The sequence below is a fragment of the Streptomyces sp. CG4 genome, assembly GCF_041080655.1.
Classification (GTDB): domain Bacteria; phylum Actinomycetota; class Actinomycetes; order Streptomycetales; family Streptomycetaceae; genus Streptomyces.
This window is the reverse complement of record NZ_CP163525.1, coordinates 2,776,232-2,792,975: the sequence shown is the minus strand read 5'-3', so window position 1 is coordinate 2,792,975 and position 16,744 is coordinate 2,776,232. Positions and strand designations below refer to the sequence as shown.

Annotated in this window: 14 protein-coding genes; 6 read left to right on the top strand and 8 right to left on the bottom strand. The window is 67.7% G+C overall.

All coding sequences use genetic code 11. The features are described from left to right. Nucleotides 1-2 precede the first annotated feature (2 nt). Complete coding sequence (gene mycP, locus AB5L52_RS12600) at nucleotides 3-1,232, top strand: type VII secretion-associated serine protease mycosin (protein ID WP_369364035.1); 1,230 nt, start codon at nucleotides 3-5, stop codon at nucleotides 1,230-1,232. Continuing rightward, a complete protein-coding gene (locus AB5L52_RS12595; protein ID WP_369364033.1) occupies nucleotides 1,229-2,716 on the top strand; it encodes a PQQ-binding-like beta-propeller repeat protein in 1,488 nt (495 codons plus the stop codon). Before mycP (AB5L52_RS12600) ends, AB5L52_RS12595 begins: the two co-directional genes overlap by 4 nt. Nucleotides 2,717-2,768: 52 nt before the next feature. Here AB5L52_RS12595 and AB5L52_RS12590 read toward each other — a convergent pair whose 3' ends face one another. Then, nucleotides 2,769-3,062, bottom strand: coding sequence for a DUF397 domain-containing protein (locus tag AB5L52_RS12590; RefSeq protein WP_369364031.1), 294 nt, complete (start codon nucleotides 3,060-3,062; stop codon nucleotides 2,769-2,771). A 288-nt stretch (nucleotides 3,063-3,350) separates the two neighbouring features. Between AB5L52_RS12590 and AB5L52_RS12585 the strand changes: the two genes are divergently transcribed. Continuing rightward, a complete protein-coding gene (locus AB5L52_RS12585) occupies nucleotides 3,351-3,707 on the top strand; it encodes a WXG100 family type VII secretion target (protein ID WP_369364029.1) in 357 nt (118 codons plus the stop codon). A gap of 24 nt (nucleotides 3,708-3,731) precedes the next feature. Next, nucleotides 3,732-4,043, top strand: coding sequence for a WXG100 family type VII secretion target (locus AB5L52_RS12580; protein ID WP_369364027.1), 312 nt, complete (start codon nucleotides 3,732-3,734; stop codon nucleotides 4,041-4,043). A 128-nt stretch (nucleotides 4,044-4,171) separates the two neighbouring features. On the opposite strand, the gene AB5L52_RS12575 is transcribed toward AB5L52_RS12580, so the two are convergent. The 7 genes from AB5L52_RS12575 to eccCa all read right to left on the bottom strand — a co-directional run bounded on the left by AB5L52_RS12575 (nucleotide 4,172) and on the right by eccCa (nucleotide 14,611). Beyond that, nucleotides 4,172-4,648: a hypothetical protein gene (locus AB5L52_RS12575; RefSeq protein WP_369364025.1), complete on the bottom strand. Its 477-nt coding sequence runs from the start codon at nucleotides 4,646-4,648 to the stop codon at nucleotides 4,172-4,174. A gap of 101 nt (nucleotides 4,649-4,749) precedes the next feature. Further along, entirely contained in the window at nucleotides 4,750-6,531 is a 1,782-nt protein-coding gene (locus AB5L52_RS12570) for an alpha/beta hydrolase (protein ID WP_369364023.1), read from the bottom strand. Nucleotides 6,532-6,533: 2 nt separating this feature from the next. Continuing rightward, nucleotides 6,534-6,974: a hypothetical protein gene (locus AB5L52_RS12565; protein ID WP_369364021.1), complete on the bottom strand. Its 441-nt coding sequence runs from the start codon at nucleotides 6,972-6,974 to the stop codon at nucleotides 6,534-6,536. A 59-nt stretch (nucleotides 6,975-7,033) separates the two neighbouring features. Then, nucleotides 7,034-8,434 carry a type VII secretion-associated serine protease mycosin gene (gene mycP / locus AB5L52_RS12560; RefSeq protein ID WP_369364019.1) on the bottom strand — a complete coding sequence of 467 codons (1,401 nt, stop codon included), beginning with the start codon at nucleotides 8,432-8,434 and terminating at the stop codon, nucleotides 7,034-7,036. 29 nt (nucleotides 8,435-8,463) lie between these two features. Next, a complete protein-coding gene (locus tag AB5L52_RS12555) occupies nucleotides 8,464-10,065 on the bottom strand; it encodes a hypothetical protein (RefSeq protein ID WP_369364017.1) in 1,602 nt (533 codons plus the stop codon). Further along, nucleotides 10,065-10,484, bottom strand: coding sequence for a hypothetical protein (locus tag AB5L52_RS12550; protein ID WP_369368860.1), 420 nt, complete (start codon nucleotides 10,482-10,484; stop codon nucleotides 10,065-10,067). The genes AB5L52_RS12555 and AB5L52_RS12550 overlap by 1 nt, the downstream gene beginning before the upstream one ends. A gap of 164 nt (nucleotides 10,485-10,648) precedes the next feature. After that, entirely contained in the window at nucleotides 10,649-14,611 is a 3,963-nt protein-coding gene (gene eccCa / locus AB5L52_RS12545) for a type VII secretion protein EccCa (RefSeq protein WP_369364015.1), read from the bottom strand. 165 nt (nucleotides 14,612-14,776) lie between these two features. Between eccCa and eccD the strand changes: the two genes are divergently transcribed. Both eccD and rpsO read left to right on the top strand, forming a co-directional pair. After that, nucleotides 14,777-16,246, top strand: a complete 1,470-nt coding sequence (gene eccD / locus AB5L52_RS12540) for a type VII secretion integral membrane protein EccD (RefSeq protein WP_369364013.1) — start codon at nucleotides 14,777-14,779, stop codon at nucleotides 16,244-16,246. Nucleotides 16,247-16,431: 185 nt separating this feature from the next. Further along, nucleotides 16,432-16,719: a 30S ribosomal protein S15 gene (gene rpsO / locus AB5L52_RS12535; RefSeq protein ID WP_023546329.1), complete on the top strand. Its 288-nt coding sequence runs from the start codon at nucleotides 16,432-16,434 to the stop codon at nucleotides 16,717-16,719. The last annotated feature ends 25 nt before the right edge of the window (nucleotides 16,720-16,744 follow it).

Here is a 16,744-nt window from a genome sequence, read left to right as displayed (position 1 = left end):
GCGTGCTGCCGACGAAGGCAACCCTGCTGACCGCCGCCACCCTGCTGACCACACTCGGCACTGCCCCGCCCGCCTCGCCTGTCCCGCCTGCCTCCGGGCTCCGGCTGGACGGCAGCGGCGAATGCACCTTCCCCGCCAAGGAGATCAAGGGCACGCCCTGGTCCCTGCAACGTGTCCTGCTCGACCAGCTGTGGCAGGGCACCGACGAGGGCAAGGGCGTACGGGTCGCGGTCATCGACACCGGCGTGGACGACAAGAACCCGCAACTGGCCCCGGCCGTGGACAAGGCGGCCGGCCGTGACTACCTGACCAAAGGCAAGGGCGGCGACCCGACCAACGACCAGGTGGGGCACGGCACCAAGGTCGCCGGCATCATCGCGGCCCGCCCTCGAAAGGGGACGGGCTTCGTGGGGCTCGCCCCGAACGCCACGATCATCCCGATCCGGCAGAACGACGCCAACAGCAGCGGCAACTCGGACACGATGGCCCAGGCGATCACGTACGCCGTGTCCCAGGGTGCCGAGGTCATCAACATCTCCCAGGACACGACCAAGCCGCTGTCGGGCACCTCGGCCCTCGCCGAGGCCGTGCGCAAGGCGATCGCCCAGAACGTCGTCGTGGTCGCCTCCGCGGGCAACGACGGATTGGACGGCAAGGACAAGAACACCTATCCGGCCGCGTTCCGGGGTGTTCTGGCCGTGGCCGCCTCCGACCGCAACAACGAACGGGCGTCGTTCTCGCAGGCCGGCACCTTCGTCGGGGTCGCCGCGCCGGGTGTGGACATCGCCTCCACCGTTCCCGGCGGTGGCCAGTGCACCGACGACGGCACCAGCTTCTCCGCCCCGTTCGTCGCCGGTGTCGCGGCGCTGCTCAAGGAGAAGCACCCCCGCTGGACCACCGCTCAGGTCGTCACACAGATCGAGCAGACGGCCGAGCGCTCTGTCAATGGGCACGACGACTTCGTCGGATGGGGCGTCGTCGACCCGGTTCGCGCCGTCCAGGAGTCGGACATCAGTGATCCATCCTCCTCCCCGTCGCCCGACCCTGGCTTGGCCAAGGCACCGGAGCCCGACGTTGCGCCTTTCTCCCTGGCCGAGACCCCACGGGAACGCAACCAGCGCTATGCCGTCTACGCGCTGGGGATCACAGCCGTCCTGGTCGCCGTCATCGCTGGTACGGCCGTTGTCACCCGCGATCTGCGGCGACGCCACCGAAAGGATCTGTCAGCGTGAGCTTCGGCCCACCACCCTCGATATACACCCACTCCGCGCTGGAGGCGGACCGGTCGCGGGCCAGGCGCCGTAGACGCGTTCTCGGCGCCGCCGCAGCGGTGTCCGCGGTCGTATGTCTCGGGGCAGGCGTGCTCTGGTACGACTCGGCCGGCCACGAGAAGAGGCGGACCGACACCACGCAGGCCCGACAGGCGCCGGACGCCATACGCGAGACCGTGGAGAAGACCCCCGTCTCTCCGGAGGGCCAGGTCGTCGTCCAGCACAACGAGCCCAACCTCACCGGCAAACAGCAGCGGCTCGCGCCCGGGACCTGGGCCACGGGCAAGATCCTCGCGCGGGCCGTCGCCAACCACATCGAGGGCTACAGGATCGAGCCCGATCCCGACTGGGACGCGAAGGCATGGACCCTGACCCTGGACGGCCATGTCTGTGCCACAAGCCGCGACGTCACCGCCGACGGCCGCACCGCGATCGTCGTCCAGCCCGCCCGCGCCAAGTCCTCCGGCAAGAACGGCGTCTGCGACGAGGTGATCATGGTCGACCTCGACACGGGCAAGAAGCTCTGGCAGCAGACGATGCCGTCGGCCGGCTCCGCCTACGTCACCAACACCGACATCGCCCTGACCCAGGGCGTCGTGGCCATCGCCTGGCGGGAGGGGTCGGTGGCGTACGCCATGGACGGCGGCAAGCGGCTGTGGAACACCACCGTCGCCACGTCCCGGTGCCCCGACACGGGCTTCGCCGGCGGCCGGGCCCTGCTGGCCCTCGTCACCTGCGGCGAGGGCGACAACACCACCTACCGCGTGGCCAAGCTCGACCCGCGCACCGGCAGGACCGTGTGGCAGTACCCGGTCAGCAAGGGCGTCAACTCGGTCTGGCTGCCGTCCGCCGACCCGCCCGTGATAGCCATCCAGGCGGGGGACTACACCGTCACCGACCTGATCTCCCTGGACTCGAAGACCGGCGAGCAGCTGACCAGGATCCCGATGACGAAGTACAAGCCCGACTGCAGCATCGACATGTACTTCGGCGTCGTCGCCAAGTGCTACGGCATGGTGGTCGGCCGCGACCGGGTCTTCGTCATGAGCAAGGACAACGACGACATCACCAAGCCCGAGAACCAGATCACGGCCTTCGACCTCAAAAAGGGCACCGCCGTCGCCAAGTTCCAGGGCCGTCCCTTCCAGCCGGTCCTCCCGCTCCGTACGAACGGTGACGACCTGATCATCTACCGCAGCACCCTGGACGACGTCCGGCCCGCGGCCGTAGTGGACTGGAACCCCCAAACCGGCAAGGAGACCCCGTACCTCCTGTTCCACCTCCCGGACGAGTACGGTCGACTCAGCAACCCCGATGACTCGGACATCCTCTACGAACAGGGCCACGCCTTCTTCGCCCGCCGCGAGCTCGAACGCGACGACGTCCATCCGAAGGACCCGGTGCTCTCGGTGATCGGAGTGGGTAGCGCGGGGCTCAAGCACTGAAGCGTGAAGGGGCGGCACACGCGTGTGCCGCCCCTTCACGCTCACGTTCCGCTCACTGCGCCGCAAGCCCCCCATTGCGCTCCGAGGGCTCCAGATCGAACTCCCCGTCCCGCGCCCCCAGCACGAACGCCGTCCACTCCGCCTCGGTGTAGCGCAGCACGGTGTCGTGGTCGAGGGAGGAGCGCATCGCCACCGCCCCACCGGGCAGGTACGCGATCTCGACCCGCTCTTCGTGCTCCTCCGTACCCGGCGCGCACTGCCACTCCACGCCGGAGATGTCGAGGGCGTAGAGCTCATCCCGTTCGCGTTCCTTGCGCGCCTTGATCTCCTCTGCCGACTCTGCCATGCCGCAGCGACCCTTTCCGACGTACGAACAATCCACCGGCCAGCGTAGTCGCCGGCGAACTTCCCCCGAGGGCCTTTGCAGTTGGAAGCGCCACGTCAAATGACTAGAGTGGCTTCCGGTACTACGCGAGTGGTACGTCACGGGGGCGGCGCGGTGTTGCGTCCCGCGCGTCGGCGCATGCGGGGAACGGCGACACCTCTTGCCCATGGTCGGGCACCTCAGGGACAACCTCGTGGCCCCGGCCCAGTGGCTGTCGCCATGATCAGGACAACAGGAGGGCAAGAGGCGATGACGAAGCCGCAGTTCGACTTCAGCCATGACAGCGGCACACAACTGGCCAAGGACATCGAGTCCTTCAACGTCGAACTGAGCAAGCGGATCGGTTCGCTGAACCAGGTCGTCGACATGGTCCAGGCGGGATGGCAGGGCGCCGCGGGCAAGGAGTTCGACTCTTTGCAGCGGGGCATCAACCAGAACCTGAGGAAGCTCCAGGACAACCTGTCTGACCTGGAGGACATCGTGCGCATGAGCACCAACAAGTTCAGTGCCCACGAGCAGGAACGGATCGCGGAGATCCGCAAGGTGGACAACTCCGGGGAGATCCAGAGCAAGATCCTCGGCCAGGTCGGCGTCAACTACTCCTGAACCGCTCGAAAGGAAGCGAAGAACATGTCGAGCAGCTTCGACCGGACAGCGGTCAACTACGACACCGTCACCCAGGCCGCCAGCGACGTGCGCAGCACGGCCAAGAACCTCAGCGACCACCTGGAGGCCCTGATGCGCGCCGTCAGGGCCAAGGCCGAGAGCTGGGAGGGTGAGGCCAAGACGGCCTTCGGCGAGATCCAGCGGAGCAACGCGCAGGAAATGGCCGCCATGACGGAGAAGCTCGGCCGCGTCGCGCAGCTCCTGGACGACTCGGTCGTCGGCTACCAGGACACGGACAAGGGCAATGCGGCGCGTTTCCGCATGCTGATGGGCTGAGCGACGACCCGAACACCCAGGGGGGAGGCAGCGCGGCCGCGCTGCCTCCCCCTGCTGGTGAAGTACGGGACGTGGGGAGAGCAGTGGCCCCTCAGCCCATCTGAGACTGCTGTACGGCCTTCCGGCCGTCAGCCGGATGAAGAAGTCCCCGGGACCGTAGATTTCGCGGACCAGAAGTCGGAGTGCTCGCTCGGCAAGGGCGGCTCTGAGCCGTCGTACGTGGGTGCGCCCGCCCTCGGCTTCGGCGGTGCGACTCCGGACTTCTCCACGCAAGGAGTGGTCACCTCGAAGTGAGCCTGTCCCTGGTACCCGAACAGCAGCCGGATCTGGAATTCGTCCGGCGTCACGAAGTACGTGGCGGGAGTCGTCTCGCTCTTGTTCGAGCCCCGGTAGGTGAACCCCTTCTTCTTCCAGTACTGCTCTACGATGCCCAGGAAGCTCCCCCGTCGCTCGGCGGAGATGACGGTCGTCACGGACACTCGCCGTGACACCGTGCAGCTGAGGTCCGTGGAGATTCCGTGCGCCCACTTCACCTGCGGCTTGATCGCATCCAGGGTGCCGGCAAGGAGGCTGTCGGCCCGTTCTGCCGCTTCTTGCATGTTCATGTCTGACGCCTTCTTTCCTTCGTTGTCCCCGCTTTCCCCTCCGATCAGCCCGCAAGCCGTGGTGAGCGCGAGCAGTGCAGCAGCCAGAACAAGTCGCGTTTTCATCGACGTGCCTCCGGAGTGATCCCCCCAGGATTGCCGGCGACGATGTTGGCGATGCTGTCGGCTGACATCTGATCCTTCTCGGGATTGAAGTAGTTCGAGTGGGCTTCCATCGTGAAATGGGTGAACGCATTCGGCCCCGGTTCCGTCCGGAAGCGCGTAGCCCCGAACTCGTCACTCGCCGGGTCCTTGCCGAACCAGTTGTCATCATGATCGGGATCGCCCAGCTCCGCCCCCACGGTGGCGCCCTCCAGCGCACCGCCCAGCCCGCCCGTGACCAACCCGATCCCGCCCCCGACGAATCCGCCCGCGACCGCCCCCTTCGAAGGAGCCTTGCTGACGAGGTCGTTCTCCGCCGCACCGACGAAGACGTGCTGCTTACCCACGCCCAGATCCTCGGCGTGGTCCACTCCCACACCCGGGCTGCCCAGCAGGATGTAGTCGTCCACATCGGGCATGCCGCCCGGTTGCTGACTTGCCGTGCCGACCGTCAGCGAGCCGTACGAATGCCCGATGGCAGTGAGGTGTGGGTCGGCGTTGTCGTTAGTGGCGGCAAGGCCGCTCATGAACTTCTGGTAGGCGGGTGCGCCCCTCTTCGCATCGTCGGTGAAGGCGACGTCCGCGCTCTGCGGAGCGTCATAGCCAAGCCACACGATCGAGGCACTGGACGGGTTGATTTCCCGTGCTCCGACGGCGGTGTCCCTGGCGCGCTTCACCGTGCCGTCCGCGAAGTCCCCGTCGAGTTTCGTACCCAGACCAGGAACATAGGCGGAGACATTCTGCGACGTGTCCGGATCGCCGAAGGACACGATCGCGCGCCCGTTTCCCTGGTCTCCGACTCCGAGGAGGAACATGGGGGGCTGGCGGCCCGCTCTGAGCTGGTCGTCGATCTTCCGTAGGCCGTCGAGCTTGGTCATGGAGGCCTCGTCGCCCTGTTCCTCCAGCTTTCCCATGAGCTGCGGAAGGTACAGGCGGTTCGCCTCGTCGCGGGACCCCGCCGGAATACCGTCCAGGTTTCCTATGGTGTCCGGGTAGACCGCGAGGTACTCCCTGCGCTCCTCCTCGCTGAGGCCGTTCCACCACTTCTTGCGGTCGGCCGGGGACTGATCGGTGGGGATGTTGCGCTTCAGGACATCGTCCACCGCACCGTGCACTGCTGTCGTGTCACGGCTGACGTCGGCCCACGTCGCGTCGGTGACATCGAGTCCCTCGGCAGCCTTCAGGCGGCGGAGCGTCTGCGCGTACTGATCATCGATCTCCGTTGCCTGGGAGAGCGCGCTGGCGATGGTGTCCGCGATGCCCTGCGCGACGACGGCGTGGGGATTCGGGTTTGTCGTCGCCGCGGCCTCTCCCACAGCCTGGTTGAGGAATCCACTGTTCCCGGTGACGGTGTCACCTGGTAGGAACGTGTCGTCGCGGCTCGATTCCGGATAACGCACGGACCCGTCGTCATTGACGTCGAAACCCTCGTGTTTGGCTTCTGCAAGAGCGTTCAGCAATTTCTGCTGGAGGGGCGCCAGCTCCTCGGCCAGGCCCGTGAGCGCTGCGCTGATCAACCCGCACTCGGTATAGATGTACTGATAGTTGTTGCTGAGCCGGCCGAGCCGTACAAGGGCCCAGAAAGAGGCGTCACCGATCTGAGTCGCCGACAGGTCGGCGCTTATCTCGTTGGTGACCCTGCCCCGGGATGCGTAGGCGCTGTTGCTGATGGTGGCCCAGCCGTGAGCTTCGTCCGTGAGGTCCGACAGCTTGAGATCGCGAAGTTGACTGAGGGGAATCATGGCTACTGGCCTGCCTCGAAGGGCTTGGCCACATTCTTCTCGGCGGCAATGGCGGCCCTGATCCTCGCATCGTTCTCGCCGTGGTCCTTGGCGGCCTGACGCATGGCTGGCTCCAGGTTTTCGCACTCGTCGCGAACCGCCTTGAGCCGACGGTGCCAACTGTCCTGAACGGCAGTCAGAGCCACGACCGACGTCAGTCCCTTCATGCTTGAGGATGCGCCGGCTTTCTCATCCGCCAACTGCGTCACTGAGGTGTTGGTGGTAGTCCTCAACTCGCCCAGGACCCTAGCGCCGTTGGTCCAGGGATACGCGACGTAGACCATTTTGCCGCCCCCGCTTTCGCCCGAGTTGGCCGAGGCGAGGGTCATGTCGGATGTGTCGGAAGGGCCTGACTTGGCGGCGGCATGCGTGCGCGCCGATGCCCACTGTTCTTCGAACGTCACAGAGACCTCATTCATTGCATCGTCGCGGCCGGCAGGCGCTCACGACCGGGAGATATCGATCAGCCGGGCTGCCCGGGCTCGCGCGGCGGTTGATAAGGGGCATGCGGCGCGGATGAGTGGTACGGGGGCTGCTGCTGGTACGGCACTTGAGGCGCGTACGGCGGCGGGTACCCGGGTGGCGTCGGGGGGCCGGCCGGAGTCGGAGCCGCTCGACGGCGGCGCGCACGGAGGATGGGGACGGTGATCGCCGTCCCGAGGAGCGCAGCGGTCGCGATGCCCAGGCCGACCCACAGTGAAGTGTCGCCTTCGTCGCTTGCCTTGCCTGCCGCGGTCTGGGGCTTGGCATCGCTCTTGCCGGCATCCGCGGACCCCGCGGGCTGCGACGCATTGGCGGACGGCGACTTGGCGGCTGCAGCGGCCAAGTCGGGGAGAGGGTACTCGTCCGCGGGGCCGGGGTCGCCCGGGTTCTCCAGGGCGACACGGGGGCGGACACCGCCATATCCGACGTAGTCGCTCCGCTTTTCTCCGCCCGCCGGCTTGCTGGCCGTATTCAGCATGACTCGGAGGACCTGGTTGTTTGTCCAGGTGGGGTGTTCGGACCAGATGAGGGCGGCGGAGGCAGAAGCAAGGGCGGTTGCGTCACTGGTTCCGTTGGACTTGCAGATTTCACTCCCGCCGGGGCAGGCGTGAATCATGTCAGTGCCAGGTGCGACCAGATCAACCTGAGGGCCTCGCTGGGAGAACGAAGCCACCTTGGCGTTCTCGTCAGCGGCCCCGACGCCGACGACACCAGGGGTAGCTGCGGGGTACTCCAACACGTTCGAGGTGTCTCCGGTATTTCCCGCACCGGCGAACAGTAGCTTTCCCTTGGAGATTGCGTACTTAACTGCCGCAGCCAACTGCGGGGTTTCCACATTATGGGTGCCCGGCGCATCGGAACTGCCCAGCGACATATTGATGATCTGGGCTTTGCTGTCCGCGGCGTAGCGAATGGCCTGGCTCAATATGCGGGAAAACTCGGCCTTGTTGTCGACGGATCCATAGTCCTCGGTGGCATAGCGCATACGGATGGGGAGGATCTTCGCTCCCGGGGCGAGACCGTACGAGCCGTTCGACGGTCCCCGTGCCCCGGTGGCGGCGATGAGAGCGGCAATTCCTGTTCCATGCCCGTCGAGGTCGGTGTGTTCATCACCGTGCTGACTGGAGTAGTCCTTGCCGACCAGAACCTGGCCTTTGAGATCGGCCAGAGAATCGTCGACACCGGAGTCGATGACCGCCACCGTGATGCCACGGCCCGTGCTGATCTTCCACATCTCCTCGGCATGCATGGCATCGAGATGCCACTGACGTGCCCGGACCGAATCGGCATAAGCGGGAGTGGAACCGACGCCCACGAGAAGCAGGCCGAGAACAGCTGACACCGTCGGCAATGACCGGAGTGTCCAGTTGTTGGTACGCATATGCCTTCCTGGATGTGGAGTCGCGGGCTTCAGCCGACCACAGGTGGAACGGAGCGGCGCCTGTCGGACGCCCAGGTCTCCTCGTCCTCGACGAGGTAGTCAGCCCGCTGCTCCTGCCGTCGGTCCTTGCGGGAACCCGAGACGGAGGTGGAGGAGGCGGCTGCCTCTGTGCGGCCGTTCACCGGGAAACGCGCCGGATTCGACTCATCGGACGACGAACGAACGAGACCCGAACCACCTGGTGTGAACGGACGCCCGCCCGTACGCCCCGGCTGGACCTGTCGGTTGCCGACGACCCCACCCGTCTCCGATGCCAGACGACGGCCACCGGTCATCCCGCTGCCGGAGCCCGCACCCCCCATGGATGGTTGCACGATGCCCCCACGAGCTGTACCGGTACGGCCCTCGGCGCCTTCGTCGCCGATGACTGTTCCGCGCGGAATGGTGCTCTGCGGCCGTCCCGTCGCAGAGGACACGGGACGGCCGCCGACGATGCCCGTCTCACGCGGCAACTGCGGTGTGCGGCTGGTTGCGGTGCCGCCAGGTGACGGCATCTGCGGTACCCGCCCGGTGGCGACACCCTCGGGCCCCGTCGTCTGCGGGAGCCGCGAGGGCGATGGAACCCGAGGGCCGGAGGCCGTGCCAGGTGCACGTCCCCGGCTGGTGAATACCGGCGGCATGGTGGTCGGCTGTTGGCTCGGAACAGGCAATTCCGGGTGAGGGACACTCGTGTGCGACGCCGTAGGCCCTGTGGTGCTCGGGACTGGAGCGCGAGGGAGTGGGTCCGTCCCGTCGATTCCCATGTCGACAGGCTTGCCGTGCGGAATTGGCTGGCTTGTGTGCACAGGTGCGGCGTGGCCAGTGACTGTGTGGCCGCTCACAGGCCGCGCTGTACCTGGCTGCCCGGAGATACTGCCGCCCGCGCTTCGACCCGGACTGCCACTCGACGGTGCTGGGTAGCCGCCCGAACTCACAGAGATGTGCTGGGAATCGCCAAACCAATCCCTGGAGTCCATATGGTTTGCCGGCGGCGAAAACGTAGGCGGCGTCACACTGTTCACCTGTTGCGCCGAGAATTCGTACGTCTGCCCCAGCTTCCGCATCTGCTGGATCGCCTCGCCGCGAGCCGCTTCGATCTGCTTCTGGGCGGCCGCTGCGTCCGTCTGCGCTGTCTGGACTTGCTTCCGCGCGGCGGGGTCGTTGCGCGCACCCGGCTGCTGGGCCGCCGCGAGCGTCGTGTGGGCGTCAGCGAGGTCCGCCTTGGCCTGCGTCGTCTCGGAGACGTCCGGCATGGCCGCCTTCGCTTCTCCGATGGCCTGCGAAACCGTACCCATCCAGCGGGCCGCCACCTCGGCGTACTGGCCCAGGCGCAGGGTGGCGCTCGCCGTCTGACCGCCCCAGCCGCGGAACGCGTCGCCGGCCTGTCCCTGCCACTCCAGACCCTTGACGTGCGTCATCAGGTCGTCACCGATCTTGGTGATCGTCGAGGCGGCTTTGGAGAGCTTGCTGGACAGGTGCGATGCCCCAGCCGTATGCGCGGAGTCGAGCATGGCGGCAAGCTGCTCGTGCGTCATGGATTCGAAGTCCGTGCGGGCGAGCTGCGGTTCTCGATTCTTCGACTGCCCGTCCATCACCACTTCTCCTTCGTGCCCTCAGAGCCGGAGGTGTTCGACTGGTCCGGTTGCTGTGCGTACGGATCCCGGCCCGCGTCGTAGTACTTCTCCGCCTCCGCATTCACCGCTCGCATCCGCGCCTTGATGTCCTCGTCGAGGTTCACGTAACCCACCCGCGACGCGTGCACCGCCAGCCCCATCCCCTCGATCTGCGCGCTCAGCGCCTTGGAGAGGTTCTCCAACTCGTCGTGGACGAGGGTGTACGAGTCGTAGAGGAACTGTGCTTCCTTGAAGTCGGAGGAGCCCAGCTGGGCGCGCGTCAGACGGTCTCCGCCGACCTTGCCCGGGGCCGCCTCCGACTTGTCCAGTTCGATGAGCAGCTCGTCGACGCGCTTCTTGAAGTTCTCCATGGCCTTGTGCTGGATGTCCAGCGCCATCTGCGGATTCACCCCCGACAAGGTGTCGAAGGACTTGCCGGTGTCGGATGCGTCGCTCCGATCGTCCGAACCGCCCGCGCCCCCGTAGGAACTCACCTCGGACGCCTCCCCGTCTCCCCGTGCGCTTCATTCACTCGGATGAAGCGCGTACTTGACCAGTCACTTTAGTGCCGTTGCGGAAGCAATCCCACTTGAATCAGGGACGTCCCGCGCTTACGCGAAACGAACACGCCACGCCCCGGCGGCATCGGACGGGCGCGGACGGTGCCGAGAATGTCGCCCTCGCTCGGATCACCGGACAGGACCACGCCCTGGGCGCCCAGTTCCTTGAGGCGTTGCATGAACGACTCGTACATGGCCCGTGAGGCGCCGGCCGAGTTGCGGGCGATGATGAACTTGACGCCAACATCGCGGGCGAAGGGCAGGTGTTCCACCAACTGGCCAAGAGGGTTGCCCGAGTTGGTGGCCACCAGCTCGTAGTCGTCGACGATGACGAACAGCTGCGGGCCGCTCCACCAGCTGCAGTCACGCAACTGCTGCGGGGTGATGTCCGGTTTTGGCGCCCGCATCTCCATGAACTGGCGGATCGCGTCCATGTGGACATCCATGGCCGACGCCATGGGCGCGTACTCGAGCAAGTGCTCCTCCGAGACCGCCTCCAGCATGGTGCGCCGGTAGTCGCCGACGACGATCCGGGCCTCGGCGGGCGTGTAGCGCTCCGCGATCTGCTTGGCGATCAGTCGCAGCAGGTTTGTCTTCCCCGACTCGCTCTCGCCGAAGACGAGGAAGAACGGGTCGGTCTCCAGGTCGATGAAGACCGGCTCCAGGTTCGCCTCGTCGATGCCGATCGCGATCCCGTTCTGCGGGAACTCGAAACCCTTTGGCAGCTGGTCCGCGGGCATCTTGCGGGGCAGCAGGCGCACCGCCGGCGCCGCCGGACCCTGCCAGTTGGCCTTCACCGCCTGAACGAACTGACTCGTCGCGTCAGAGAGGTCGCCCGGTGACGACGAGGAGTCGACACGCGGCAGAGCCGTCATGAAGTGCAGCTTCTCCGGCACTTGTCCACGGCCGGGCACGCCCGCCGGCACGTTCACGGCGACCTTGCGGTCGAACTCGGAGTCCATCGGGTCGCCCAGCCGCAGCTCCAGCCGACCCAGGATCTGGTCCTTCAGGGCCGAGCGCACCTCCATGTAGCGCGACGCGGAAACGACGACGTGGACGCCGTAGCCGAGGCCTCGCCCCGCGATGTCGTTGACGACGCCCTCTAGGCCCTCGTAGTCGTTCTTGAAGTTGCCCCAGCCGTCGATCACCAGGAAGACGTCTCCCCAGGCCTCGCCGGGCAGTTCGCCTGCGGCCCTGCGCCTGCGGTAGGTCGCCATGGAGTCGATGCCGTTGGCGCGGAAGAACTGCTCACGGCGGTTGAGGACCCCGGCCACCTCCGCGACCGCACGACGGACCCGCTCGGGGTCCAGACGGGATGCCACTCCGCCCACGTGCGGGAGGTCTGCCAGGGCCGAGAGGCCGCCGCCACCGAAGTCCAGGCAGTAGAACTGCACCTCGTGCGGGGTGTGAGTGACCGCGAAGGACCCGATCAACGTCCGCAGCAGAGTCGACTTTCCGGACTGCGGGCCGCCGACGACCATCATGTGGCCCGCCGCCCCGGAGAAGTCTCGGTAGAGCACCTCGCGCTTCTGCTCGAACGGCTTGTCGATCAGGCCGAGCGGAACCGCCAGACCGCCCGAGCGGGTGTATTCGGATGCCTGCAGGCCGCGCCCCGGCGACACGGACAACGCCGGCAGCAACTGATCCAGGGCCGGTGCCTGGTCCAGCGGCGGCAGCCACACCTGGTGCGCGGGCACGCCCTGCCCCTCCAGCCGCTGCACGACCACGTCCAGCACGGTGTCGGCCAGTGCGTCGTCCTCCGGACGAGCCGCCCGTGCCTGCGTCTGCGCCGGATCGGGCTCCGCGTAGGCCATGCGTACGGGCAGGGCCGTGAACGGCGCCGGACGGCGCTCGATGGGCAGGGCGCCCTGTGTGACCTCAGGGCCACCGGAACGGTATGTGCCCGACACATAGGCCGCCTTGAAGCGGACCATCTCGTCCGTGCCGAACTTCAGGTAACCGGAGCCGGGCACGGACGGGAGGTGGTAGGCGTCCGGGACACCGAGCGCGGCCCGGGACTCGGCGGCGGAGAATGTCCGCAGACCGATCCGGTACGACAGGTAGGTGTCGAGACCTCGCAGCCGGCCTTCCTCCAGGCGCTGCGAGGCGAGGAGTAGATGCACACCCAGGGAGCGGCCGATACGGCCGATCTGGATGAACATGTCGATGAAGTCCGGCTTGGCCGTCAGGAGTTCGCTGAACTCGTCGATCACCAGGACGAGGGTGGCCAGCGGCTCCAGGGGAGCGCCGGCGGCGCGTGCCTTCTCGTAGTCGTGGATGTTGCCGTAGTTGCCCGCCGCGTTCAGTAGCTCCTGGCGCCGCTGCAGCTCGCCCCGGATCGCGTCTCCCATGCGGTCGACCAGGGTCAGGTCGTCGGCCAGGTTGGTGATCACGGCCGCGACGTGCGGCATCTGGGACATACCGGCGAAGGTCGCGCCGCCCTTGAAGTCGGCGAGGACGAAGTTCAGCGTCTCCGAGGAGTGCGTGACCGCCAGGCCCAGCACGAGCGTGCGCAGCAGCTCGGATTTGCCCGAACCGGTCGCGCCCACGCACAGGCCGTGCGGGCCCATGCCGTCCTGCGCAGCCTCCTTGAGGTCCAGCATCACGGGTCGGCCGTCCTCACCGACGCCGATTGGCACACGCAAACGCTCAGGAACGGAACGCGGCCGCCAGGTACGCGTGACATCGACGGAAGCGGCGTCACCGAGGCTCAACAGGTCAGTGAAGTCCAGGTTGGACAAAAGGGGTTCGTCATCGTCCCCACCGCCCATGCGCAGCGGCGCGAGCTGCCGGGCCAGCGCCTCCGAGGCCGGCAGCGAGAGCCCGTCGGGCAGGCCCTCGTAGGCGATCCCGTTGCCGGAGTCGAGCCGCAGGCGCTCCGGGCCTACGACGATCGAGAGGTCGCCGCGGGGCTGGTCCAGCTCACCCTGGACGACCTCCACGATCGTCACGCCCTGCAGCCCCTCCGCCGCGGCGAACGCGGAGGTCGGCGGCACCAAGCCACCGTCCAGTACCACCAGGATGTGCGGCTGGTCCAGCAACGGCTGCCCGTCCCGGCTGAATCGCGGCCGGCCGTCCAGCCGACTCCTGAGCAGCTGTTCCAGTTCACCCAGGTCGTCACTGAACAGGCGGCGGGTGCCCGCGCCGTCGAACTGGCCCGCCACCTGGCAGTGCGGCAGCCACTTCGTCCAGTCCCAACGGGCGACGGCACCCGGCGCGGTCACCAGAGCGACGACGAGGTCGTCGGGGGAGAGCAGAGTGGCCGCCTGGGCCACCAGAGCCCGCGCCGACGACTGGGCGCATTCGGGGTCGCCCGAGATCGTCACGTGGTAGAAGGCGCGCAGCGACACTGCCACGGGCAGGTGGTCCATCTGGCCGTGCACCGCCAGGAACCGCTGCATGGCGCCGGCGCACAACGGCTCCAACTCGTCCACGGGCGCGGTCTGCGGCGCCACCAGGGGAGTGGATAGTTGCTGAGGCCCCAGACCGATGCGCACCTGTCCGAAGTCCTCGTCGGCTATGCGCCGTTCCCACACCCGGCTTCCCTCGGCGACCACCGACCACAGCTGGTCCGGGGCAGGGTGCAGATACAGCTGTGCGTCCCGCTGGCGCAGTGCCGTTTTGCGCACCGAGCGCCGGGTCTGGGCCAGGTAGCGCAGGTAGTCCCGGCGAACGTCGGCCATTTGCCCCTGCGTACCGCGGCGATACCGCACGATCTGCGAGATCACCATGGCGGCCGTCGACACCATCATCACCACACCCATGATCCGCATGAACGGAGCGGCGTTGGGCGAGGCGAAGTAGAAGACCACGGACGAGCCCATGCCGAGGGTCGGCAGGACCTGCATCAGCATGCCCTCCTGCTGCCCACGCGGCAGCTCGGGAGGAGCCTCGAGGTGCACCTCGTCCGAGGACACTTCGGGTGGAAGCGCGCGTGGCGGGCGCTTGATGACGATCTGGCTCACCGGAGCATCAATCCTCGTGTACGGACGATCGGTTGATCACCGGCACCCCCGTGGCGACGGTCGTCCCCCTCCTGTCGGGCGATCCTACTGGTGACCACGGACACCAACTCCCCGGTAGGGTGACGCCCGCACCGTGCGCATCCGCGAACAGGGGGGTCAGGAAAGGTGAGTACGACAGCGGCGACGGGGTTCTGCAGAGTCACTGTCGTGGCGCCCGACAGCCGTATCGACGTGGCACTCCCGGTGGACATCGCCGTGGCCGACATCTATCCGGAGATCCTGCGCCTGGCCGGGCAGGCCCAGGCCGTCGGCGCCCCGACCGGTTACCACCTCGTGCGCCGGGACGGGCGAGTCCTTGACAGCGGCCGCACCCTCGCAGACGAACGAGTCCTTGACGGCGAGGTGCTGAGCCTACGGCCCTTCGCCGAGTCACTCCCGCCCCTGGTGTACGACGACATCGCCGACGCCGTCGCCTCCGCCGTCGTACGCGACCGGCACCTGTGGAGCGACGACATGCTGCGCACCGCGGGCCTGGCCGGCGGTGCACTCTTGGCTCTGCTGTCCGGGTTCGTCCTGTGGTTCGCCGATCCGGTCCGCCATGACATGCACGGGCTGCCCGGGATCATCGCCGCGGGTCTCGGGGTGCTGCTGACGGCGTTCGCGGGCGTGCGCGCGCGGGTCTACGGCGACCGGGCCGCCGCCATGGCCCTCGGGCTCGGCGCCTTGCCCTTGCTGATGATCGCGGGCTCCGGGCTCGTCGCCCCCGCCGCCGGCCAGGGGCCGGGCAAGCTGCAGTTCATGCTGGGCTGCGTCGTGGTCCTGGTCGCCTCGGTGGTCCTGGTCGCGGTCACCCCCGGCGGAGACGCCCCGTTCGTCGCCGCATCCTTCCTGGCGACGGCCGGCACCCTGGCCACCTTCACGGCCGTCCTTGCGAACGCGTCCGCCACTGCCGCGGCCTCTGTCTGCGCCCCGGTGGCGATCGGCCTCGTCGCCTTCCTGCCCGGCCTGTCCGCGCGCTTCTCGCGGTTGCCCATCGGATACGCCTCGCCACGCTCCGCCGCCGGCGACGACTTCGAGACGGACCCCACCCGGGGCGCGGACGCCGAACCGTACGACGCCGAACGCATCGCCGCACAAGCCCGCAGGGGTCACGAGATGCTGCTGGGCCTGGTCGCCGGTACCGCGGCCGTCGTGGTCGCCGCCGCGGCCGTCCTCGGTTTCTCCGGCAACGTCTGGGGACAGCTCCTCGCCTTGGCCGCGGGCCTCGCCATGATGATGCGCGCGCGCCTGTTCCGCTACACCTCGCAGGTGTGTTGCGTGCTGGTGGCCGGTATCGCGGCCGTCGCCCTGCTGCTGCTCGGCCTCGCGCTGAACCCGCCGTCCGACGCGCTCACCGACTTCGTACTGCACCACGACCGCGGAGCCCTCGACCTGCGCACCGTCTGGCTCACGGCGGCTGTCGCCGCGGGGGCCGCGCTGATCACCGCGATCGGCCTGATCGTCCCGCGCAAGGGCCTGTCCCCCTTCTGGGGCCAGTTCCTGGACCTGTCCGAGGGCGCCGTCCTGCTCTCCCTGGTCCCGCTGTGTCTCGCCGTGGTGGGCGTCCTGACCGAGGTGCGTTCGATGGTCGGCTAGTGCCCGAGGGCAGCTGCGCCCCAGCGCACTGGTACCCTGACTGACGGCCGTTCGTGTACGCACCCCCGGAGCCCCTGGCTCTGGTGGCCGCGCGCAGCGGATCCCCGCCTCCCGAGTAACGGAAGCTCCCCCGAGACGTAGACCGGGGGCACTCGGTGGCATTCAACAGACTATGAGGAGTACGCGTGTCGCTCGACGCCGCTACGAAGAAGCAGATCATCTCCGAGTTCGGTACCAAGGAGGGTGACACCGGCTCCCCCGAGGTCCAGGTCGCTCTGCTCTCCCGTCGGATCTCCGACCTGACGGAGCACCTCAAGACCCACAAGCACGACCACCACTCCCGTCGTGGCCTGCTGATCCTCGTCGGTCAGCGCCGTCGCCTGCTGCAGTACCTGGCGAAGAAGGACATCCAGCGCTTCCGTACGCTGGTCGACCGCCTCGGCATCCGCCGTGGTGCGGCGGGCGCCAAGTAAGACGCCGTGAGGGGAGCGGTTCCCG

Bases quoted from the DNA above. Each gene is read 5' to 3' on its own strand.
- AB5L52_RS12550 (WP_369368860.1), bottom strand. From the start codon at position 10,484: ATGGCGCTGGACATCCAGCACAAGGCCATGGAGAACTTCAAGAAGCGC.
- AB5L52_RS12555 (WP_369364017.1), bottom strand. From the start codon at position 10,065: ATGGACGGGCAGTCGAAGAATCGAGAACCGCAGCTCGCCCGCACGGAC.
- AB5L52_RS12580 (WP_369364027.1), top strand. From the start codon at position 3,732: ATGTCGAGCAGCTTCGACCGGACAGCGGTCAACTACGACACCGTCACC.
- AB5L52_RS12575 (WP_369364025.1), bottom strand. From the start codon at position 4,648: ATGAACATGCAAGAAGCGGCAGAACGGGCCGACAGCCTCCTTGCCGGC.
- AB5L52_RS12585 (WP_369364029.1), top strand. From the start codon at position 3,351: ATGACGAAGCCGCAGTTCGACTTCAGCCATGACAGCGGCACACAACTG.
- mycP (WP_369364019.1), bottom strand. From the start codon at position 8,434: ATGCGTACCAACAACTGGACACTCCGGTCATTGCCGACGGTGTCAGCT.
- AB5L52_RS12590 (WP_369364031.1), bottom strand. From the start codon at position 3,062: ATGGCAGAGTCGGCAGAGGAGATCAAGGCGCGCAAGGAACGCGAACGG.
- AB5L52_RS12570 (WP_369364023.1), bottom strand. From the start codon at position 6,531: ATGATTCCCCTCAGTCAACTTCGCGATCTCAAGCTGTCGGACCTCACG.